21 protein-coding genes are annotated in these 20,527 nt (G+C 71.1%); 15 read left to right on the top strand and 6 right to left on the bottom strand.

The window, feature by feature from the left end:
• The first annotated feature begins 4 nt into the window (after positions 1–4).
• The 4 genes from ACFY0T_RS32825 to dapD all read left to right on the top strand — a co-directional run bounded on the left by ACFY0T_RS32825 (position 5) and on the right by dapD (position 2,998).
• Entirely contained in the window at positions 5–322 is a 318-nt protein-coding gene (locus ACFY0T_RS32825; protein ID WP_388878687.1) for a hypothetical protein, read from the top strand.
• Positions 319–945: an RNA polymerase sigma factor gene (locus tag ACFY0T_RS32820; protein WP_388878684.1), complete on the top strand. Its 627-nt coding sequence runs from the start codon at positions 319–321 to the stop codon at positions 943–945. The genes ACFY0T_RS32825 and ACFY0T_RS32820 overlap by 4 nt, the downstream gene beginning before the upstream one ends.
• A complete protein-coding gene (locus tag ACFY0T_RS32815; RefSeq protein ID WP_388878681.1) occupies positions 933–1,874 on the top strand; it encodes a CU044_5270 family protein in 942 nt (313 codons plus the stop codon). Before ACFY0T_RS32820 ends, ACFY0T_RS32815 begins: the two co-directional genes overlap by 13 nt.
• A 134-nt stretch (positions 1,875–2,008) precedes the next feature.
• The gene (gene dapD / locus ACFY0T_RS32810; RefSeq protein WP_388878678.1) at positions 2,009–2,998 is read left to right on the top strand and encodes a 2,3,4,5-tetrahydropyridine-2,6-dicarboxylate N-succinyltransferase; all 990 of its coding nucleotides are present in this window, start codon (positions 2,009–2,011) and stop codon (positions 2,996–2,998) included.
• Positions 2,999–3,239: 241 nt separating this feature from the next.
• Here dapD and ACFY0T_RS32805 read toward each other — a convergent pair whose 3' ends face one another.
• A complete protein-coding gene (locus tag ACFY0T_RS32805; RefSeq protein WP_388878675.1) occupies positions 3,240–3,749 on the bottom strand; it encodes a hypothetical protein in 510 nt (169 codons plus the stop codon).
• Positions 3,750–3,884: 135 nt separating this feature from the next.
• Here ACFY0T_RS32805 and ACFY0T_RS32800 point away from each other — a divergent pair, with 135 nt between their 5' ends.
• On the top strand, positions 3,885–4,439 hold the full coding sequence (locus ACFY0T_RS32800; RefSeq protein ID WP_388878672.1) for a SigE family RNA polymerase sigma factor: 555 nt from the start codon (positions 3,885–3,887) through the stop codon (positions 4,437–4,439).
• Positions 4,436–5,647: a WD40 repeat domain-containing protein gene (locus ACFY0T_RS32795; RefSeq protein ID WP_388878669.1), complete on the top strand. Its 1,212-nt coding sequence runs from the start codon at positions 4,436–4,438 to the stop codon at positions 5,645–5,647. The genes ACFY0T_RS32800 and ACFY0T_RS32795 overlap by 4 nt, the downstream gene beginning before the upstream one ends.
• A 22-nt stretch (positions 5,648–5,669) precedes the next feature.
• On the opposite strand, the gene dapA is transcribed toward ACFY0T_RS32795, so the two are convergent.
• The gene (gene dapA, locus ACFY0T_RS32790; protein ID WP_388878666.1) at positions 5,670–6,578 is read right to left on the bottom strand and encodes a 4-hydroxy-tetrahydrodipicolinate synthase; all 909 of its coding nucleotides are present in this window, start codon (positions 6,576–6,578) and stop codon (positions 5,670–5,672) included.
• Positions 6,579–6,750: 172 nt separating this feature from the next.
• Here dapA and ACFY0T_RS32785 point away from each other — a divergent pair, with 172 nt between their 5' ends.
• The 4 genes from ACFY0T_RS32785 to ACFY0T_RS32770 all read left to right on the top strand — a co-directional run bounded on the left by ACFY0T_RS32785 (position 6,751) and on the right by ACFY0T_RS32770 (position 9,135).
• Positions 6,751–6,879: a hypothetical protein gene (locus tag ACFY0T_RS32785; RefSeq protein ID WP_388878663.1), complete on the top strand. Its 129-nt coding sequence runs from the start codon at positions 6,751–6,753 to the stop codon at positions 6,877–6,879.
• On the top strand, positions 6,876–7,541 hold the full coding sequence (locus tag ACFY0T_RS32780; RefSeq protein WP_388878660.1) for a hypothetical protein: 666 nt from the start codon (positions 6,876–6,878) through the stop codon (positions 7,539–7,541). The genes ACFY0T_RS32785 and ACFY0T_RS32780 overlap by 4 nt, the downstream gene beginning before the upstream one ends.
• A gap of 216 nt (positions 7,542–7,757) precedes the next feature.
• Positions 7,758–8,381, top strand: coding sequence for an ArsR/SmtB family transcription factor (locus ACFY0T_RS32775; RefSeq protein ID WP_388878657.1), 624 nt, complete (start codon positions 7,758–7,760; stop codon positions 8,379–8,381).
• Positions 8,382–8,400: 19 nt separating this feature from the next.
• A complete protein-coding gene (locus ACFY0T_RS32770) occupies positions 8,401–9,135 on the top strand; it encodes an SRPBCC domain-containing protein (protein ID WP_388878654.1) in 735 nt (244 codons plus the stop codon).
• 70 nt (positions 9,136–9,205) lie between these two features.
• Here the strand turns inward: ACFY0T_RS32770 and ACFY0T_RS32765 are convergent, their stop codons facing one another.
• Positions 9,206–11,032 (bottom strand): endonuclease/exonuclease/phosphatase family protein, encoded by a 1,827-nt coding sequence (locus ACFY0T_RS32765; protein WP_388878651.1) that lies wholly within the window; start codon positions 11,030–11,032, stop codon positions 9,206–9,208.
• Between the two features lie 352 nt (positions 11,033–11,384).
• Between ACFY0T_RS32765 and ACFY0T_RS32760 the strand changes: the two genes are divergently transcribed.
• Positions 11,385–12,812, top strand: a complete 1,428-nt coding sequence (locus ACFY0T_RS32760; protein ID WP_388878648.1) for a hypothetical protein — start codon at positions 11,385–11,387, stop codon at positions 12,810–12,812.
• 143 nt (positions 12,813–12,955) lie between these two features.
• Here ACFY0T_RS32760 and ACFY0T_RS32755 read toward each other — a convergent pair whose 3' ends face one another.
• The 3 genes from ACFY0T_RS32755 to ACFY0T_RS32745 are packed head-to-tail and all read right to left on the bottom strand — an operon-like array spanning position 12,956 to position 14,827.
• Positions 12,956–13,402, bottom strand: coding sequence for a hypothetical protein (locus tag ACFY0T_RS32755; RefSeq protein ID WP_388878646.1), 447 nt, complete (start codon positions 13,400–13,402; stop codon positions 12,956–12,958).
• 38 nt (positions 13,403–13,440) lie between these two features.
• Positions 13,441–14,604 (bottom strand): hypothetical protein, encoded by a 1,164-nt coding sequence (locus ACFY0T_RS32750; protein ID WP_388878643.1) that lies wholly within the window; start codon positions 14,602–14,604, stop codon positions 13,441–13,443.
• Between the two features lie 49 nt (positions 14,605–14,653).
• Positions 14,654–14,827, bottom strand: a complete 174-nt coding sequence (locus tag ACFY0T_RS32745; protein ID WP_388878640.1) for a hypothetical protein — start codon at positions 14,825–14,827, stop codon at positions 14,654–14,656.
• 382 nt (positions 14,828–15,209) lie between these two features.
• Here ACFY0T_RS32745 and ACFY0T_RS32740 point away from each other — a divergent pair, with 382 nt between their 5' ends.
• From ACFY0T_RS32740 to ACFY0T_RS32725, 4 genes are all read left to right on the top strand, one after another.
• Positions 15,210–16,661 carry an alkaline phosphatase PhoX gene (locus ACFY0T_RS32740; RefSeq protein WP_388878637.1) on the top strand — a complete coding sequence of 484 codons (1,452 nt, stop codon included), beginning with the start codon at positions 15,210–15,212 and terminating at the stop codon, positions 16,659–16,661.
• A gap of 494 nt (positions 16,662–17,155) precedes the next feature.
• On the top strand, positions 17,156–18,736 hold the full coding sequence (locus tag ACFY0T_RS32735) for a TROVE domain-containing protein (RefSeq protein ID WP_388878634.1): 1,581 nt from the start codon (positions 17,156–17,158) through the stop codon (positions 18,734–18,736).
• A gap of 110 nt (positions 18,737–18,846) precedes the next feature.
• Positions 18,847–19,494: a GntR family transcriptional regulator gene (locus ACFY0T_RS32730; protein WP_388878631.1), complete on the top strand. Its 648-nt coding sequence runs from the start codon at positions 18,847–18,849 to the stop codon at positions 19,492–19,494.
• Between the two features lie 13 nt (positions 19,495–19,507).
• Complete coding sequence (locus tag ACFY0T_RS32725) at positions 19,508–20,524, top strand: 1-aminocyclopropane-1-carboxylate deaminase (protein WP_388878628.1); 1,017 nt, start codon at positions 19,508–19,510, stop codon at positions 20,522–20,524.
• The last annotated feature ends 3 nt before the right edge of the window (positions 20,525–20,527 follow it).

Here is a 20,527-nt window from a genome sequence, read left to right as displayed (position 1 = left end):
CTCGGTGCCGGGCGGGTCGCCCTGGGAGCCGACGGTCCTCGATGGCGGCGAGGCCGTCGACCGCGGCGAGGTCGTCGATGGCGGCGAGGCCGTCAACTGCGGCGAGGTGATCGGCTGCGGCCGGATCGACGAGCTCAAGGCGACGGCCGCCGGCAGTGCGCGGCGGACCCCTACGCCGTGGACCTATACGTCACCGGACCCGTGCGCCGCAGACCCGTACGCCTCGGACCCGTACGCCTCCGTCGGCCGTGAACCTCCATGCCCCCATCGGGGAACAGCGGGTGACATGCTCACCCCGACCACGCCGACGGAGACCACGTGACCGGACCACCGCCACGCCCCGAACCCTCGACCTCCCCGGAAGGGGACGCCGAGGTCGTCGCCCAGTCGTTGGAGCAGCCGGAACTGTTCGCGCGCCTCTACGACCGCTACGCGTCCGACATCCACCGCTACGCGGCGCGCCGCCTCGGTACGGGGGCGGCGGACGACATCACCGCGGAGACGTTCCTGATCGCCTTCCGCACCCGGGCCCGCTACGACACGGACCGGCCCAACGCCCGCCCGTGGCTGTACGGCATCGCGGGCAACCTCATCGGCAAGCAGCGCCGTGCCGAGGTACGGGCGCTGCGCGCCCTCGCGCGCACCGGGCACGACACCGTCGCCGAATCCTGGACCGACCTCGCCGACGACAGGGTCACCGCACAGTCGGCGCACGCCCCGCTCGCCGGAGCACTGGCCGCGCTGCCCGCGGGCGACCGGCACGTCCTGCTGCTCGTGGCCTGGGCCGATCTGACGTACGCGGAGGTCGCCGAGGCGCTCCGCATCCCCGTCGGCACGGTCCGCTCCCGGCTCAACCGCGCCCGCCGCAAGGTCCGCTCGGCACTCGGCGCCGACCCCGCATTCACCCTCGACGCCACGGAGGTGGCCCAGCCATGGACGACCTGACCCTGCTCCGTGAACTGCGCGCGGACGCCCCCGCACCGCCCCGGGCACGCCTCGGCGCCGGACGCGACCGACTGCTGCGCGAGGCGGCACGCGGTGGACGCCCGCGCGGCCGCCGCCCCGGCCGACCGCGAGCCGACTGGCGACTCGCCGCCGTGGGAGCCGCGGCCGCGATCGCCGCGGCATCGGTGATCGGCAGCCAGGTCTTCGGCACGGGCGACGACGGGGCCGCGAGCCCCGGTGGACGACCCCCGTACACATACGAACTGGGCAGCGCCAAGGACATCCTCGTCGAGGCCGCCGGCGCGGTGGCGGACGACCCGGTGCCGAGCGTCCACGCGAACGAGTGGACCTACCAGAAGCTTCTGCGGATCTACGCGCAGGAGGACGGTCCGGGGGAGGAGAAGGGCGGGCCCCGCGTGGTGGAGCACTGGGCCAAGTACGTGGACCCGCTGTTCGAGAACGGACGCTCCGGTGACGACCGCTCGCCGCGCGAGACCTTCACCTTCCTCGCCCAGCTGCCCGAGGCACCGGAACAGGTGAAGAAGAAGGTCGACGCCTTCTTCGTGGAGGACAAGGGCGCCGAGCCGGGCGACGCGCACGACTACGCGGGGCTGAGCAGCCTCGTCTCCCGTGCCACCGTGATCGAGCCCACCGGGCTGGCCACGGTGTACCGGACCATGGCCACCATTCCCGGCCTGCGCGCCGTCGAGACGAGGGACGCCGCGGGCCGCGAGGCCATCGGCATCTACCTGCCCGGTCAGGCGCGGTCCGGGATGCCGAACCTGCTGCTCCTCGACCCGCGGACGTACCACTTCAGCGGCTGGGGGACCATGCGGCGCGGCGGCGGTATCTGGAAGTCGGTGCAGGCCGTGAACAACGAGGCCGTCCTGGAGACCGCGGTCGTCGACAAGGAGGGCGAGCGGCCCTGAGCCAAGCAGGGCGAGCGGCCCTGAGCCGCACCTTTTCGGAGGGGGCGCCGCCAGGAGCCGTACGGTGCGCCCGGCACGTGAGACGCCGGCGCACCGGTTCGCCCGGGCGGCCCCCGCCAAGTTAGGTTTCACCCATGACCGACACGACTGCTTCTCGTACCACCGGCGCCGTCGCCGCCGGGCTTGCCACCCTCACCGCCGACGGCACTGTTCTCGACACCTGGTTCCCCGCTCCCGAGCTGTCCGCCGAGCCCGGTCCGGCCGGTACCGAGCGGCTGTCCGCCGAGCGGGCCGTGGAACTGCTCGGCGAGGGCGCGGCGAAGGCCCTCGGCCCGGACGCCCGTCGTGGCGTCGAGGTGGTCGCGGTCCGTACGGTCATCGCCTCGCTCGACGACAAGCCGCTGGACGCGCACGACACCTATCTGCGTCTGCACCTGCTCTCGCACCGGCTGGTGAAGCCGCACGGCCAGAGCCTGGACGGCATCTTCGGCCACCTCGCCAACGTCGCCTGGACCTCGCTCGGCCCGGTCGCCGTCGACGACGTCGAGAAGGTCCGGCTGAACGCCCGCGCGGAGGGTCTGCACCTCCAGGTGACGTCCATCGACAAGTTCCCGCGCATGACGGACTACGTCGCGCCCAAGGGCGTCCGTATCGCCGACGCCGACCGGGTCCGCCTCGGCGCGCACCTCGCCGAGGGCACGACGGTCATGCACGAGGGCTTTGTGAACTTCAACGCGGGCACGCTCGGCACCTCGATGATCGAGGGCCGTATCTCCGCAGGTGTCGTGGTCGGTGACGGTTCCGACATCGGCGGCGGCGCCTCCACCATGGGCACCCTCTCCGGCGGTGGCAACGTCCGCATCACCGTCGGCGAGCGCTGCCTCATCGGCGCCGAGGCGGGCGTCGGCATCGCGCTCGGAGACGAGTGCGTGGTGGAAGCCGGTCTGTACGTCACCGCCGGTACGCGCGTGACCATGCCCGACGGGCAGATCGTCAAGGCCCGCGAACTCTCCGGCGCCTCGAACATCCTCTTCCGCCGCAACTCGGTCACCGGCGCGGTGGAGGCACGGCCGAACAACGCGGTCTGGGGCGGCCTCAACGAGGTCCTGCACAGCCACAACTAGGCGGTTCCCCAGCCGGAGCCGGATCGGTGACAGCGCCCGCGTCCCTCAAGGGGCGCGGGCGCTCGGCTTGCGGGCACCCACCGGTGGCCGGGGCGGCCCCCGGAGCGTCCCTTCCGGCTGACGCACCGCCGGGCGACACACCTCCCGACGACAACGCCCCACCGCGTGCCAACCCCGGCGGCGTCGCAGTGCACCCACAGACCGAGGGCCCGCTGCAACCACGTCTGCTCCGTGGAGTGCGCTACCGCTCCGCCACCTGAGCCGCCGCGAACTCCGCCAGCCGCTCGAAGTCGTCCTCGCGCAGGCCGAGTCGGGGATTGACGTGATGGAGCAGCGCGGGCGCGGGATGGTGGGCCCGCACGTACGCGTCGTCGGCCGGACTCTGTTCGTCGTCCACCCAGGCGAAGGGCCGGCCCTCCGCGTACGCCACGATCCGTTCCGTCTTCCAGTGCACCCCGTCGGGCCGGTAGGCGAACAGGGCGCCCGTGAAGTCGACGTACGGCAGCTCGGGCAGGCCGATGACGGGGGCGATCCAGCGGTTTGCGGCGTCCATCCAGGTGGAGGCCCAGCACAGGTCGTAGCCGAGGCCGAGGAGTGCCCGGCCGTGGTCGGGGTGGAGCCAGACGCGCAGAGGCCTGCCGGGCATCAGGGCCACCCGGATCGTCGTATAGCCCTCGGGCCGGCGCTCCGGCTGGGCGGCCCACGGGTTGAGGGGGCCGTCGACGTCGAGGAACAGCAGCGGTCGGCTCACCAGGCCACCGTAAGCGAGGCCGAGTGGCGGAGGCCGGGAATTTGTTCCGGCTCGGGGGCATAGCGGCGGGCGGGCACGCGCGTCACAAGGGGCACAGGGCGGGCCACCGGGGCCGCCGGGGAAGAGAAGGTGACGATGGATGCCGAAGCGCAGGAGAGCTTTCGGGAGTTCGTGGCGAACCGGTCGTCCGCGCTGCTGAAGACGGCTGTGCTGCTCAGCGGCGGGGACCGGCACGCCGCCGAGGACCTGCTGCAGAACGCCCTGATCAAGGCCGCGGGGCGATGGCACCGCATCGACGAGCCCGAGGCGTACGTACGGCAGATCCTGTACCGGCAGCAGGTGAGCCGCTGGCGGCTGAAGTGGCCCCGGCGGGAACTGAGCGTCGCCGAGCCGCCCGAGGCGTCGCCCGGCGCGGACGCCCTGTCCGCCGCCGAACTGCGCGTCGTGATGCGCGGCGCGCTCGCACGGCTGACGGCACGGCAGCGCACCGTGCTCGTGCTGCGCTACTTCGAGGATCTGCCGGAGGCCGACGTGGCCCGCGTGCTGGGCTGCTCGGTCGGCACCGTACGGTCCACCACCCACCGCTCCCTGGCCCGGCTGCGCACCCTCGCGCCCGAACTGGCCGCCCTCCGGATGGTCGGCCCCGAGCAGCCGTCCCGTGACTACTCGCCCGTGGAGGTACGTTCGTGAACGTCGAGGAACTCGTGCGCGACTCCCTGCGGCAGCAGGCCGCCGAAGAGCCGTCGGTGGGACCGGGATTCGCCGACCGGGTACTGGCGGTCCGCCGGCGCCGCCGCACCCGCAGGATCGCGTCCATCGCCGCCGCCACGGCCGCCGTGGTCGCGATGGCGGTGGCGGTGCCGCTGCTGGGCTCCGGCAAGGACGACGTGCGCCCGTCGGGCGTACTGGACTCCAAGGAGGTCCACGCGCACCCCGACCAGTCGCCGCCGCGCGACCTGATCTCGGCCGGGAACGTGGCGCTGGCCGCGTACTACACGGCGAAGACCGTCAAGAAGACGGACGACGTCGGCGTCGCCGTCCGCACCTACTGGCTGCTCGACCCCGAGACAGGCAGGTACCGGAAGACCACCAAGTGGTCCTACGTGGCCGTCGCCCCCGGCATGCGGACCGCCGCGGTCCTGGAACAGGGTCTGCCCGCCCGGCGGATCGGGCTGCTCGACCTCGCCACCGGGAGGGTCGAGCGGTGGATCCCGGTCGACCACGGGGTCGGCGGGCTCGCCTTCTCGCGCGACGGGAGGAAGCTCGTCGCGACGACGTACGACGAGAACCCCGATCTGCGCGACAAGCAGAAGGGTCCCTCCGACGTCATCTGGATCCCACGCTTCCACAAGCCGAGCAGGACCGGCTTCGTCGTCCTCGACGTGGCCTCCGGCAAGGGTTCCTGGAGCAGCGTCCCGGCCGACCGCAACATCAACGCGCGCCAGGACTTCGCCTTCAACCGCGACGGCAGGCTGGTGTATTCGGCCGTCGTCGGAGGCCGGGACGGCATGCAGCAGTTCTACGACCTCGCGGGCCACGAGGTCGCCGCGCCCGCGAACGAGAAGCACCTGCGGTCGGACGTCGCCGCACGGCTGTCCCCGGACGGCAGGCTCGCCGCGGTCGGCCTGACCAAGGAGCGCCCCGACACGTCGTACTCCGAGATCGTCGATCCCCGTACCGGCAAGCGGATCACCCTGGTGCGCGGCGCGGAGCTGCTCGCCTGGGTGGACGACAAGCGGCTCATCGCCTATGAGCGGGCTCCGGGCCCGGGGGAGTACCGGCCCATGCTCGTCCTGGTCACGATCGGCAGCGACACATTCGTCCAGCTGAGCGGTCCCCACGCGCCCACCACGGACTTCTCCCGGCAGGACTGGCAGCCGGTCTTCGCCGAGCGGTGACCGCGGCCCCGACGGCCTGACGTCAGGCGGCCACGAGCCGCTCGTACGCCGCCAGCAGCCCGTCGACCCTCGCCGGGTCGGCGGGCCGCAGCGGCGGCCTGACCGGACCCGCGGGCAGCCCGAGCGCGCCGAGCAGCGCCTTGGCCGTGACCGTGCCGGGCAGGCCCGCCCCCATCATCGACTCGACCAGGGGGACGGCGTGCCGCTGATGGCGGGCCGCCCCGGCGGTGTCCCCCGCGTCGAACGCGTCCAGGATCGCCCGGAACTGACGGGGCACCACATTCGCGACGGTGCTGATGTACCCGCTCGCGCCGATCGCGTACAGCGCGAGGACGTACTCGTCGCAACCCGCGTAGTACGCCAACTCCGTGCGGGCCAGCACCTTCTGGGTGCCCAGCAGGTCGTACGCGCAGTCCTTGACCGCCACGATCCTCGGGTGCTCGGCGAGCCGGATCATCGTGTCCGGCTCGATGCGTGTGCCGGTGCGTCCCGGGATGTCGTACAGCGCGATCGGCAGCCCGGAGGCGTCCGCGATCGCACGGAAGTGCGCCTCGACCGCGTCCTGCGGAGGCCTGCTGTAGTACGGCGCGACCACCAACAGCCCGTCCGCGCCTGCCTTTTCGGCCTCCAGGGCCAGCTCCACGGTGTGTCGCGTGTCGGCCGTCCCCACCCCCGCCACGATCGACGCCCGCTCCCCGACCGCCTCCCGCACCGCCCGCACCAGCGCGGCCTTCTCCGCGTCCGTCGTGGTCGGCGACTCACCCGTCGTGCCGGACAGGACCAGCCCGTCACAGCCCTCGGCCACCAGCCGGTCGGCCAGCCGCTGCGCCCCGTCGAGATCGAGCGCGCCCGCCTCGGTGAAGGGGGTGACCATGGCGCAGAGGGCGCGGCCGAAGGGGGGAGTGGCGTCGGGTGAGGTCGTGGTGTTCATGGGAGTAGTGTCGGCACCCCGATCGTGAAGCTCCACTTAATTCTTCTACGAGATAGGGGTAACGAACGCTACGAGGTGCGAACTTCTGCGAGGCGAGGCCCTAGTGCCAAATCGGCCCGTTATGGGTCACCATGGCGAAGGCGGAAGACGGCGGCAGATCACGGGAGGCGTCATGAGGCTCGGCAAGGCACTCGCCACCGGAGTTGCGGAAGAGCGGGCTCACACCGAAGAAGAGGAACTCCCCGAGGCGGTCGAGGAGTTGGAGGCGTCCGTGCCCGAAGAGGTCTCGGCCGGCCGATGAGGCTGCGGCTCCCCGAGGAACGACCGACGGAGCCGCCGACCGGATACAAGATCGCCCACCCGGTGCTGTCCCAGGACGGCACCCGGGCCGGGTTCACCGGCGTATCGCTGGGTGGCGCGCTGCCGTACGGAGTGCTGGACGAGGCGCGCTGTGTCTACGGGCGACGGCACCGGGCGCCGCACCGCCGCTGCGACTGCGGCTACCACTGCGTACACGACTCCACCGCCGCCGAGGCGATGCTCTGTACCGCCGAACATCGGGCGGCCGTCCTCCTCGAAGTCTCCGTCCTCGGCGCCTACATCCGCTTCGAACAGGGCTTCCGGTACGCCCGGCAGCGGGTGCGGACCGCGACCGTCGGCCCGTGCGCGTGCGGCGCCGTGGCCGGGGCCCTCGCCGACGCGGGCTGGGGCAGGCCGGGTTGGCGCGCGCTGACGGCGGCGTGCGCGGGATGCGTACGCGGTCGTGCGTCCCTGTCGCTCGCCTCCTTCGCGCGGCTGGCGGGGGAGGGGCTACGGGTCCGGGCCGCCGGCGGTGTCGTGCCCGTGCCCGCCGACCTCGGCGTGTCCGAGCTGGTCGCCGAGGCGGCCCTGCTGCAGGCCCGACTCGACTGGTTCCAGACCCAGTTGGCACGCTTCGACGGGGGCGGGAAGCCGGCGAAGTGACGGTCTGGTCGGCGCGTACTTGACCTGAATCACGGTCGAGGTTGAAAGGTGGCCCCCCGCCGTGGGAGCGCGTGCGGACGTATCGGGGCTGACGGGGTTCAAGGGGAGTCGGTACACGTATGCGCTCGGGCTGGTGCCCTGAGGGACTCCTTGCGCTTCCCGTCCGACAACTCCAACCGTCTGGACAAAAAAAGTTTTCGGTGGGACGGTGGAGTCATGTTGGACGTGACCGTGATCGAGGACGCAGAGGCCGCCGCCGTCTCACTGGACCCCATACGGGCCCGGCTGCTGGCCGAGCTGGCCGCCGGGCCCGCGTCGGCCGCCATGCTGGCCGGCAAGGTCGGCCTGCCCCGGCAGAAGGTGAACTACCACCTGAAGGCGCTGGAGCGGCACGGCCTGGTCGAGCTCGCGGGCGAGCGCCGCAAGGGCAATGTCACCGAGCGGCTGATGCGCGCGACCGCCGCGTCGTACGTGATCTCGCCGCTCGCGCTGGCCGCCGTACAGCCCGACCCCGACCGCTTCCGGGACCAGCTGTCCGCCCGCTGGCTGCTCGCGCTCGGCGCCCGGCTCGTACGGGACGTCGGTGCGCTGATCACCGGCGCGACGAAGGCCCGCAAGCGGCTCGCGACCTACGCGCTCGACGGCGAGGTAACCTTCGCCTCCGCCGCCGACCGGGCCGCGTTCATCGAGGAGCTGACGGCCGGGGTCGGTGCGCTGATCCGCAAGTACCACGACGGGGACGCGGAGGGCGGCCGCCCGCACCGGATCGTCGTCGCCGTCCACCCCACGGTCAAACCCGAAGCCGTAGCGGCCCCCGAAGCCGTAGAAGCCGCCCACTGATCACTCAGGAGCCACCACCATGTCCAAGGAATTCGAGATCGCCCGTGAGTTCGAGGTCGACGCCACGCCGCAGGAGGTGTGGGACGCGATCACCAGCGGCATCGGCGGCTGGCTGTGGCCGATGGAGTTCGAGCCACGCCAGGGCGGCGCGGGGCCCTTCGGCTCCACGCTCACCAACTGGGACCCGCCGCATCGCCTCACCAGCCTGGTCGAGGACGTCGAGGGCATCTCCCAGCAGACCCGCAACCAGATCGACGAGACCATCGAGCCGCGCGACGACGGCCGCCGGTCCTGGGTGCGCTACGTGCACAGCGGGATCTTCGTCGAGGACTGGGACAACCAGTACGACGGCGCGAGCAAGCACACGGACTTCTATCTGCACACCCTGCGCGAGTACCTGACCCACTTCGCGGGCCGCCCCGTCGCCTTCTCGACGTTCGACGGACCCGGGGCGTCTGTGACGTCCGACGCCTTCACCGCCGTCGGGCGGGCGCTCGGCCTCGCGGACGACACCGCTGAGGGAGCGCGGGTCCAGGCCCAGGGGCCCGAGGGGCAGGTCCTCGACGCCCTGATCGACTACCGCAACCCGTATTTCATCGGACTGCGCACCGACAACGCCCTCATCCGCTTCTTCGGGCGCAACCACTGGGGCGCCCCGGTCGGCATCAGCGTCCACGACTTCGCGGCCGACGCCGACGCGAAGCGGAACGAGACCGCTTGGCAGGGCTGGCTGAACGGCCTGTTCAGCGCCTAGCGGCGGCAAGGCGGCCATGGGAAGAGCCCGGCCCCCCGGACGACGGGGCCGGGCTCTTCGCTGCGCAGGGTTACGGCCGGAACCGCAGCACCTGCGGGTCGTGGTCGCTGATCTGGTCGGAGAACTCCGAGTTGATGTGCACGCTGTCGTAATCGAAGTCGCAGCCCCTGCGGATCGAGGGGCTGACCAGGATCTGGTCCAGGACCTGGCTGTTGCCCTGGTAGTCGTAGGTGTAACGCTCGCTCTTCGGCAGCGACTTGATCGCCGACCAGAGCTCGCCGTCGCCCTCCAGGATCTTGGTGGTGTCCGAGAAGTCGAAGTCGTTGATGTCGCCGAGGGTGATGACGTCGGCGTTCTTCTGCGTCTTCAGGATCTCGTTCACGAAGGAGTTCACCGCGGTCGCCTGGGCGTGCCGCTGGATCTCCGAGCTGCGCACCGGCGGCTGGTACTGCGAGGTCAGCCCCTGGTCGCCGCCCTTGGAGTTGAGGTGGTTGGCGATCACGAAGACCGTCTTGCCGCGGAAGACGAACTCGCCCGCGAGCGGCTTGCGGCTGGAGGTCCAGGCCGCGTTGGCCGGGTCGACACGGCCGGGGGACGCGGTCAGCTGCGCCTTGCCGTTGACCTTCGTGACGCCCACGGCGGTCGTCGAGTCGCCGCCCGCGCGGTCGGTGAACGAGACCCGCTCGGGGTTGAAGAGGAAGACCTGGCGGATGTTGCCGCCGGGCTCGCCGCCGTCCTTGTCGTTCACCGGGTCGATGGAGCGCCAGTCGTACGTCGGGCCGCCCGCGGCCACGATCGCGTCGATCAGCTTCCGCACCGTCTGGTCGGCGGCGACCGTGCCGTCGTCCGTCGCACCGTTGTTGTCCTGGATCTCCTCCAGGGACACGATGTCGGGCGACTGCAGGTTGTTCACGATCGCGGACGCGTGGGCGTCGAAGGTGGCGTCGCCCGGGTCCAGGTTCTCGACGTTGTACGTCGCCACCGCCAGCTCGCCGCGCGACTGCTTCCGCGTCGTCTCGCGCTCCAGGCCGCCCTTCTCCAGGGTGCCCAGCCGGCTGGCCACGAGGGTGTAGCCGCCGTACTGGTTGAAGTCGAGCGGGCCCGCGGTGGTGCCCGTGAGCTCGTCGCCCACGTTCGCGACCGGGAAGTCCGCGGTCGAGCCGAGGGACTGGATCTGGATCCGGCCGGTGTTCTGCGAGGTGTACGAGCCGTACACCGAGCCGCCGCGGCGGTTGGCGTGCTCGTGCGGCTTCACAGTGACCCACAGCTCGCTGTACGGGTCGGTGGCCGTGACCACGCGGGCGTCCTCGACCTGGACGTTCATGCCCTCGAGGGACTCGTAGTAGTCCAGCGCGTACGTCGACGGCTCCAGGGTCAGGCCGTTGATCGAACCGCCCGCGGCGGTGTCGCCCGCCGGGGTGTAGTCCTCCGGTACGGAGTCGGCGTCGACGACCGTCGCGGCCGGGACGGCGTTGCCGCTGGAGACCACGGTCACCGTCGGCTTGGTGATCTCGGTGAGCGACTGGTTGCCGGAGGAGGCGCCGCCCGGAACGTACTCCGAGACCGTGCCCGACACCGTGACCGAGTCACCGACGGCGACCTTCGGGGCGGAGCTGGTGAAGACGAAGACGCCCTCACTGGTGGCCGGGTTGTCGTCCGCGTTCGGGTCCTGGAACCAGAAGCCCTTCGACGAACCGTAGGTCCGCACACCGGTGACGATGCCCGCCACGTCCGTGACCTTCGTGCCCGCGAGCGGGGAGGTCCGGGTGGTGCCCTGGATGTCGTGGATGTGGACGGTGTCCGCGTGGGCGGGTGTGGTGAGCACCACGGCGGAAAGGGTGGAACAGACCGCGGCGACGGTCAGCGCGCCTATGCGCGCGGTTCTCTTGCTCGGCAAGGGAATCCCTCCGGGGACGTGCGTGAGCGCCGGGACGAGGGTGGAGCAGTGGGGGGAGCGCGACCTGCGTGCGGGCCAGTGACGCGCGTAGAGGCCGGTGAGCAGAGTGCCGTTCAACTTCTACGCGCGTCAATCTCGTGTGTGGGCAGGGGAGTTGTCAAGGTTTCGGGGGTGTATGGCTGCTGTCAGGGACATGAACCGGGCGGCATGGGTGGAAATCCGTCTAGGCTGAGCGGCTGAGTCGTACGACAGCCATCCGGCGGTCGTGCGGCACGCCGTACGGTGCTTTCGGGCGGTCGTACGGCATCCAGGTGGTCGTACGGCCTTCGAGGCGTCCTAGGAGAACGAGCCGATGTCAGACAGCTCCCCCCTGCCGCCGGTGCGGTTGCACTCCGAAGCGGAACTGGCGCGGGACGCGCTCGCCACACCGCTGCTCTCCCGCGCCGCGCGGCTGGCCCGCTGGGCGGGTCCGGACACGCGCGTCGGCGCGGGGGGCGAACTTGTCGAGGAACAGCTGCCGCAGGCCGCCCTTGAGCTCGGGCTGTCCGGTGACGACGCGGCCGCCTTCGCCAGTGAGGCCTGGCGGGTGGCCCTCGACACCGGGCTCGTGGAGATCGTGGACGAGGAGGAGGGCACCGTCGCCGCGGGCGAGGACCTCTCGCTGCTCACCTCCGGCGGGCCGCAGGACGTGCTGGGCGTGTGGCTCGGCGCGCTGGAGACGGTGCTGGACGACGCCAGCGTGCCCGACCTGGACGATCTCGTCGGCGCGATGGGCGAGGGCGACGAGATCGACCTCACCTCCCTCGACTGGGATCCGGAGGCGGAGGCCGAGTTCCTCGACGGGGTGCTCGGCAATCTGTATCTGCTGACCGTGAGCGAGGGCGGGCCCGGTGAAGGGCCGGTGCCGCTGCCCGCGCTCGCCGCGTCGATGATCGTGCCCGACGACATGGGGGAGCCCACCAACGACGTCCTGGAGCAGGTGTCGGACGCGATGATGCGGCTCGACGACCAGTTCCGGCTGCTCGAACCCGTCGGGCTCGTCGACTTCCAGCCGGTCGACGAGGCGTTGATGGCGGACGCCGACGAGGAGCCGGCGGCGGCCGTCGACGACACGGACGTCTCGCGGTACGGGATGGTGCGGCTCACTCCGCTCGGCCTGTACGGGATCCGGACGCGCCTCCTCGAAGCCGGCGTGTCCGCTCCCGCGGTGGGTGACCTGGCGGACAAGGGGGCGGACGCGCTGCTGGACGGCACCTCCGGGTTCCCTCCGGCCGCGGCCCAGGCCGAGACCGAGCAGTGGCTCGCCCGGCGTGAACCCCTCCCCGCCGCACGGGAGTTGCTCGCCGCGGCGCGCGGTGGCGATGCCGGGGCTCCGCTGCGCCGCCTGCGCTGTCAGCAGGCGCTCTCCCTCGTCGGCCTGGAGGTCGAGCCCGCGCTGCGCGAAGTCCTCGACGACGCGGAGCTGGGCGGACTCGCCCGCGTCTGGCTCTCCGAGCACGGCGCGTCCGACGTGCCCGCTCCCTCCGAGGCGATGGTCTTCTGGCTCACCATCGACACGGTGGCCGCGCAGCTCGCCGCCGAGGGCAACTCCGTCGAGCTCCAAGCCCTCGTGGAGGGCCTGGCCCAGCAGCACAGCGGCTTCTTCGCCACCGCCTGGCGCGTCGACCACCCGGCCACCCCCGACGTCCTGGAAGCCATGGGACGCCTCCACCCCGACAAGAAGGTCGCCAAGCAGGCCCGCAAGGCGGCGTTCAAGGCACGGTCGCAGCAAGGGGGGTGAGCGCGGGGCGTGGCTTCTGAGCGCCTGCGGGCTCGGTCCACTCAGCCGGACGGCGACTGGGCTCGTGTGTGGCTGGTCGCGCCCACGCGGCGGAGCCGCATATGTCACAGCCCCGCGCCCCTATGGGGCGCGGGGACCCCACGTCAGCAGTGGTAGCGCGTCGTGTGCTTGAACGACGACGTCGCGCCGTTGAAGCCGTAGGTGCCGCGGTATGCCGGTGGGTTCTGGTATTCGCCGACGATGGTGAGGGTGGTGGCGCAGGAGCCCTGGCCCGCGCGCTGGGCGTCGAGGCGGATCGTCTCGCCGACGAAGCCGCCGGTGATGTCCCAGGGGGCGCCGCAGATGCCGGCGGTGATCTGGCCGCCGGTCACCACATGCGGGTGGGTGTTGGGGTTGTATTTCACCTCGATGGCGAAGGTGACCGCCCCGTTGTGCAGCTCCAGCTGCGCGGACGTGGAGACCGCCTCGGCGGACACGTCCTGCTGTGCGGCGAACGCCTCGTCCCGCGTCTTGACCTCCGCACCCTGCGGATTGTGGAAGCGGTGCTCGACGCCGGCCCGGCCCTTCTGCCTGCGCGCCTGTGTGGTCATGGTGAAAGTCCTCCTCCCGTACGGGAATTGAGTCCGCGTCAGGCGAGCTGCTCGGCGACCTCGACGCGCAGCAGGGCACGCACGTTCTCGATGTGATTGGCGACGGTCACCACGGAGGACCCCGCGAACAGCAGCCCCACCGCGACGTTGTCGAAGGACATGACCAGCGAACCCGAGTCGCCGCCCGCCGAGATGTTCGTGGTGAGGATCTGGTCCTTGAACCGGGCCGTCCCCGCCGTGCCGTAGTTGACGTCGATCGTCGCGTCGACCGCGATGATCCGCCCGAAGCTGATGTTCGTCGTCCGCCCGGACTTCTTCACCAGGTCGCCGACCGCCCCATTGGCCTTGCGCCGCCAGGCCCGCGGCGCCCCGCTGAAGTACTGCTCGCGCGTGGCGTCCTGGAACTCCACCGAGCCGAGCGCGCAGTCCACCACGTTGTTGTGGCGTTCCAGGGGGATCTGCGGCGCGAACTGGATCGTGACGAAGCGCTCGAGCGTCGCGATCCGGTCGGCGGGATCCGTGCCGCCGTCGAAGACACCCGGCTGCACGATCGGACTGCCCAGCTGCGCCCGGTTGGAGTCGGCGAGCACATGGTTGTTGGACAGGATGTAGAACTTGGCGGGGACGCCGAGCCCCGGGCCCGGCGGGTCGACCGTCGCGCCCGGCAGGAAGTCGTACACGACACTCCCCAACGTGCCTGCCGTCACCCGTACGTTGCCGACCGAGAACCCCGAAGGACACGGCCGCATACGGCGCTTGAGGATCTGCGGTTCGAACGCCCCGGGACCGCCGAACTCCTCGAGCAACGGCGGTGACAGCAGCGCGAGTTGGTCCTCCACCCTGCCGTCGGCGCCGTACACCGCCCCGCGCCGCTCCTCGGCCCGCGCCCCCGCCCTGCGCTGCTGGCGCTGCGCGGCGACATGGCCGACCGCGATCACGTCGGTGGGGGTGCCGTCGTCCATCTGGCGCGGCACCACATCCCGTTCCGGCAGCATCGACTCGGGAACCTTCTGGGTCACGAACACCAGCACGGCCTCCTGGCCGGTCGGCTGCCCGTCGGACCACTTCACGCCGTGGCCGAAGCCGACGACGTTCGCCAGCGGCGCCTCGCGCCGCAGGAAGTCGGACTGTGCCTGCCGGCGCGAGCTGTCGCTCAGCTGACCGCCAGTAGGTCCTCGCATCAACTCGGGCCGGCTCGTCACGGCCAGACCACCTCTTCCCCGGTGTACCTCGGGGTTCCGGCCGCCGCGACTACTCCTGCGCGCGGGCCTCGCCGATCGCGAGCACCCGTACGGGAACGCCGTCGAGCTCGTCCGGAACCACGTCCTCGTCCCGGAGCCGGTCCCGGGGCACCTTGCGGGTCACGAAGACGACGATCACGTCCTGGCCCGTCCGCTCGTCCCTCCCGGTCCCGACCCCCGTCACATGGGCCAGCTTCAACAACCGGCCCTCATGGAGGCTTCGCGCCCGACGTGCGTCCACCCCGGCTCGCCTCCCACGGGTGATGCGGTAGTGCGGTGTCTATTGCCGCGCACATCGGCGGTCAAGGTGTTCCGCGCTGAATCATGGGTTGATGACCGATCCGCGCCCGATGACCTTCTTTACGAAGATACGTCCGCCGCATTCCTCGGGCCGGAGGGACTTGTGATTCCTGTGGGCGAGGCCTTACGGATTCATGGAAGCGGGGCCGGTGAAGTCGCCGGGTGTTCAACTCCCGTTCAGGCACGGGCGGGACCGTGTGGCCGCAACCGAGGTCGCCACCCGCCCCCCACGACAGTCCCACTCCACCGTCACAGGAGACACACCCATGTCGCTCACCCGCAGGGACTTCGCCAGAAAATCCGCGATCACCGGTGCCGGTGTCGCCCTGGCCGGCAGTGTCGGGGCCCTCGCCACCGCTCCGAACGCCCTCGCGTCCACGGAGACGGACGTCGAGAGCACGGGCGAGGAGTCGGCGGCCGGTTACGGCGGTGTCGGCTACGGGCCGCTGCTCCCCGACCCGAACGGCATCCTCGCGCTGCCCGCCGGGTTCTCGTACCGCGTCATCACCTACAGCGGCAAGACCAAGCTGGAGTCCGGCGAGTTCACGCCCTCCAACCACGACGGCACGTCCACCTTCTGCGGCCCGCGCGGCGCCACCCTCCTGGTCAACAACCACGAGCTCAGGGGCCCGCGCGCCAACTGGAAGTACCCCGTACCCCTCACCGAGGGCCTGGTCTACGACCCGGCCGCGTCCGGCGGCTGCACGGTCGTCGAGGTCCGGGGCGACAAGGTCGCCGAGTGGGTCGGTATCGCGGGCACCTCCACCAACTGCGCGGGCGGCAACACTCCTTGGGGCACCTGGCTCACCTGCGAGGAGACCGAGGACAAGGCCGGCGTCAACGGCATGACCAAGGACCACGGCTACGTCTTCGAGGTCGACCCCGAGGACCGCCGCCGCAACCAGAACCCCAAGCCCATCAAGGCCCTGGGCCGCTACGCCCACGAGGCTGTCGTCGTCGACCCCAAGCGCGGCCGCCTCTACCTCACCGAGGACGCCTCCGGCCCCAACGGCCTCCTCTACCGCTGGACCCCGCCGCAGGGCTTCGAGCACGGCCACGGACAGCTCGCCACCCTCGCCGACGACGCCGGCGCGCTCCAGGCCTTCAAGTGCTTCGACTCCGGCGGCCAGTTCGTCGACGATCTCTCCCGCGCCACCAAGATCGGCACCGTGTACGGCGTCGACTGGGTCGACGTCCCGGACCGCGACGCCAAGACCACGTCCGTGCGCAAGCAGTTCGCCGCCGGCCAGGTCACCCGCGCCCGCAAGCTCGAAGGCATGTGGTGGGGCGACGGCGGCGCGTACATCGTCTCCTCGTTCGCCCGTGAGGAGAGCCCCGTGCAGCATGACGGCGCCGTCTGGTTCTACGACCCCAAGCGCCGCACCCTGACGCTGAAGGTCCTCATCGGCGTGAACCCCGACCCGTCGGTCGACGGCGCCTTCGACGGCCCCGACAACATCACCGTCTCCCCGTACGGCGGCCTCGTCATCGCCGAGGACGGCGAAGGCATCCAGCACCTGTTCGGCGCCACCGACAGCGGCCGTACGTACCCGATCGCCCGCAACGAGCTGAACAACGGCACCGAAGCGGCGCCCGAGTACAGCGAGTTCACCGGCGTCACCTTCTCGCCCGACGGCACGACCCTCTTCGCCAACATCCAGGAGCCGGGCATCATGCTCGCCATCACCGGCCCCTGGAAGCGCCAGCAGCGCGGCTGAATTAATTCGCTCGCTCGACCCGCGGCCGTCCTCCTAAAGTAATGCACGTCCAGGTGCGAAGGCAGGACCTACTTCCACTGATAATGGGGCGGCCGCGGGTTCGAGTCCCGCCACCGGTACAACGCGCCGGTGTAGCTCAGGGGTTAGAGCACCTACGTCGGTTCCGCCGACCTGAACTCTGGACACCACAACTTCATGCACCTCCCGGTGCGCAGGCTGCGGCTACTTCTCTCTCAAAGAATCCACGCCGCCGCCGATTTGATCTCGGGAGGCGCAGCACATGGTGTGTGCCCGGTGCGCAGGCAACGGTTACTTCATTGGATCGGACGGCTGCGGGTTCAAATCCCGTCATCGACTTCGGGTCGGTGTAGCTCAATTGGGTAGAGCATCTGGCTGAGTCCGTCGCCGACTCCTGATCTCGGGCACGCTCCATTTGCTGCGCCTCCCTCCGAAACACGACGTCATCGTCGTAGCCGAATTCGGGGGAATTCATCATGGCGCGATTCAACACCAAGGCGGCCAAGGCGCAGCCCACTTCGCGGGTCACCTCGACCGGCCGTGTCCTTCGTACCTACGAGGGCGGCCGGGGCCAGGAGCGCGACGCGCGCTCCGAGCTCTTCCTGCTCGCGATCGCCAACTTCGTTTCGCAGAACACCTTTTACGAGACCGGCGCGGCCCGCGACGACCGGTTCGCCGAGCTCGTGCGCGAGCTCGCCGTCGCCGACCCGTCGTGGACGGCCGCCCTGCTCGGCTGGCTGCGCGGCGAGGGCAACCTCCGTACGGCCTCGATCGTGGGCGCCGCCGAGTACGTGAAGGCACGTCTGGACGCGGGCGCCACCGACGGTCCGGCCAACCGCCAGGTCATCGCCTCCGTACTGCGCCGCCCGGACGAGCCCGGCGAGCTGCTCGCGTACTGGACCTCGCAGTACGGCCGCAACGTACCGAAGCCCGTCAAGCGGGGCATCGCCGACGCCGTACGGCGGCTCTACAACGGCAAGGCGCTGCTGAAGTACGACACCGCGTCCAAGGGCTACCGCTTCGGCGACATCCTCAACCTGGTGCACGCGGCGCCGGACCCCGACAAGCCGTGGCAGGGCGACCTGTTCCAGTACGCGCTGGACCGGCGCCACAACCCGGACACGGCCGTGGTGCCCAAGTCGCTGCCCGTACTCGTGGCCCACCGTGACCTGATGGCGCTGCGGCCCGCCAAGCGGCGCAAGGTCGTGACCGGAGCGCACGGTGCGCAGCGCCTGGCGGAGGCGGGCATGACCTGGGAGGCGCTGGCCGGCTGGCTGCAGGGCCCGATGGACAAGGCGGCCTGGGAGGCCGTCATCCCGTCCATGGGCGCGATGGCGCTCGTACGGAACCTGCGGAACTTCGACGAGGCGGGGGTCTCCGACGAGGTGGCGGCCCAGGTCGCCGCCAAGATCAGCGACCCGGCGGAGGTGGCGCGCTCGCGGCAGTTCCCGTTCCGCTACCTCGCCGCGTACCAGCACGCGCCCTCGCTGCGCTGGTCGTACCTGCTGGAGCAGGCGCTCGGCCACTCGCTGGCCAATGTGCCCGCGCTGCCGGGGCGGACGCTGGTGCTCGTCGACCGGTCCGGCTCGATGTTCTACTCGCGGCTGTCCGACCGCTCCGAGCTCAACCGGGCGGACGCGGCGGCGATCTTCGGCACGGCGCTCGCGCTGCGGGCGGCGGACGCGGATCTCGTCGAGTTCGGCACCAGCAGCAACCGCGTGAAGTTCCGCAAGGGCGAGTCGGTGCTCAAGGTGCTGGAGCGCTTCGGCGACCTCGGCGGCACCAACACCAGCGAGGCGGTCCGCAAGCACTACAAGAAGCACGACCGGGTGCTCATCGTCACCGACGAGCAGGCCACGTACAGCCACTACGGCGACCCGACCGAGCAGGTCCCGGCGCACGTACCGGTCTACACGTGGAACCTGGCCGGTTACCGCGCGGGCCACGGCCCGTCCGGGAAGGGCAACAGGCACACGTTCGGGGGGCTCTCGGACGCGGCTTTCCGGATGGTGCCCCTTCTCGAGTCGGCGCGGGACGCGGACTGGCCCTGGAAGTGAGCGGTACTCCGACTGGCCCTGGAGCCCGTGAGTGAGTTCGGCTGCGGCCCGTACTTCGGTGCGGGCCGCACTCTTGTGCGTGTCCGGTGCTGATATCTAACATTTCAGTTGTGGAGGCGATACGGCCCGTGCGCCGGACCCTGCTCAGGGACCGCGCGTACGAGGCGATACGGGACGCCATCGTGGCCGGCGACATCGCGCCGGGCGCGGTGGTGCGGGACGCCGAGCTGGCCGAACGGCTCGGGCTGTCCCGGGCGCCGGTCCGCGAGGCCTTCTCACGGCTGGTCGACGAGGGGCTCCTGGAGTCCAAGCCGCAGAGCTACACCCGGGTGACGCCGGTGGTGGCCGCCGATGTGCGGGACGCGGCGGCCGTGGTCGGCGCCATGCACGAACTGGTCACGCGAGCGGCGGTGCCTCGCCTTCTTGAGGACCATGTCGGTGCCATGCGGGAGGCCAACGTGCGGTTCGCCGCGGCCGTACGGGACGGCGACGTGGACGCCGCCCTGCACGCCGACGACGAGCTGCACGACGTCCTGGTCCGGGTGAGCGGCAACCGTGCCGCCGCCGCCACCGTCGCCCGTTACACCCCGCTCATCCGCCGACTGGAGCGACGGCGCTTCGGGGAGGGCGGCAACTGCCGTTCGGCCGGGCTGCACGAGCAGCTGATCGAGGCCTGCGCGGACGGTGACGTGGACGAGGCGGTCCGTGTCACGGCGGAGATCTGGCGCGCTCTGGAGGAGCTCGCCGACGTTCCCTGATCCGGGAGGAACCATGTCCCTTTCCTCGTACGCCCGTTATCCCCTGCTCTTCGGGCCCTCTCCTGTGCACCCGCTGGAGCGGCTGACCGGGCACCTCGGCGGCGTCGCCCTGTGGGCCAAGCGGGAGGACTGCAACTCCGGTGTCGCGTACGGCGGGAACAAGACCCGCAAGCTGGAGTACCTCGTCGCCGACGCGCTCGCCCAGGGCTGCGACACGCTCGTCTCGATCGGCGGAGTGCAGTCCAACCACACCCGCCAGGTCGCGGCTTGCGCCGCCCGCGCCGGGCTCAAGTGCGTGCTGATTCAGGAGAGTTGGGTGGAGTGGCCCGACTCCGTGTACGACAAGGTCGGCAACATCCTCATCAGCCGGCTCGCCGGCGCGGACGTCCGGCTCGTACGGGCCGGGTTCGGGATCGGGTTCAAGGAGAGCTGGGAACAGGCGCTGCGGGAGGTCGAGGAGGCGGGCGGCAAGCCGTACGCCATCCCCGCGGGTGCCTCCGACCATCCGCTGGGCGGCCTGGGGTTCGCCGGTTGGGCGTACGAAGTAGCCGAGCAGGAGCGGGAGTTGGGGGTCTTCTTCGACACGGTGGTGGTGTGCTCCGTGACCGGGTCGACCCAGGCGGGCATGGTCGCCGGGTTCGCGGCGCTGGAGGAGGCGGGCGGGCGGCCGCGGCGCGTCCTTGGCATCGACGCGTCGGCGGAGCCCGCCCGGACCCGTGAGCAGATCGCGCGGATCGCCCACCGCACGGGGCAACTCATCGGCGTACAGAAGGAGTTGACCGAGGCGGACGTCGAGCTGGACGAGCGCTATCACGCGGGCACGTACGGGATTCCGGACGAGGCCACGCTGGAGGCGATGCGGCTCGCGGCGCGCACCGAGGGGATGGTCACCGACCCCGTCTACGAGGGGAAGTCGATGGCCGGGATGGTGGATCTGGTGGCGCGCGGGGAGATCGGGCGCGACTCCACCGTGCTCTACGCCCACCTCGGCGGCCAGCCTGCGCTGAATGCCTACAGCGCGCTCTTTTAGGCA

Source organism: Streptomyces sp. NPDC001530 (assembly GCF_042894545.1).
GTDB lineage: Bacteria > Actinomycetota > Actinomycetes > Streptomycetales > Streptomycetaceae > Streptomyces.
This window is presented reverse-complemented; position numbering and strand designations above follow the sequence as displayed.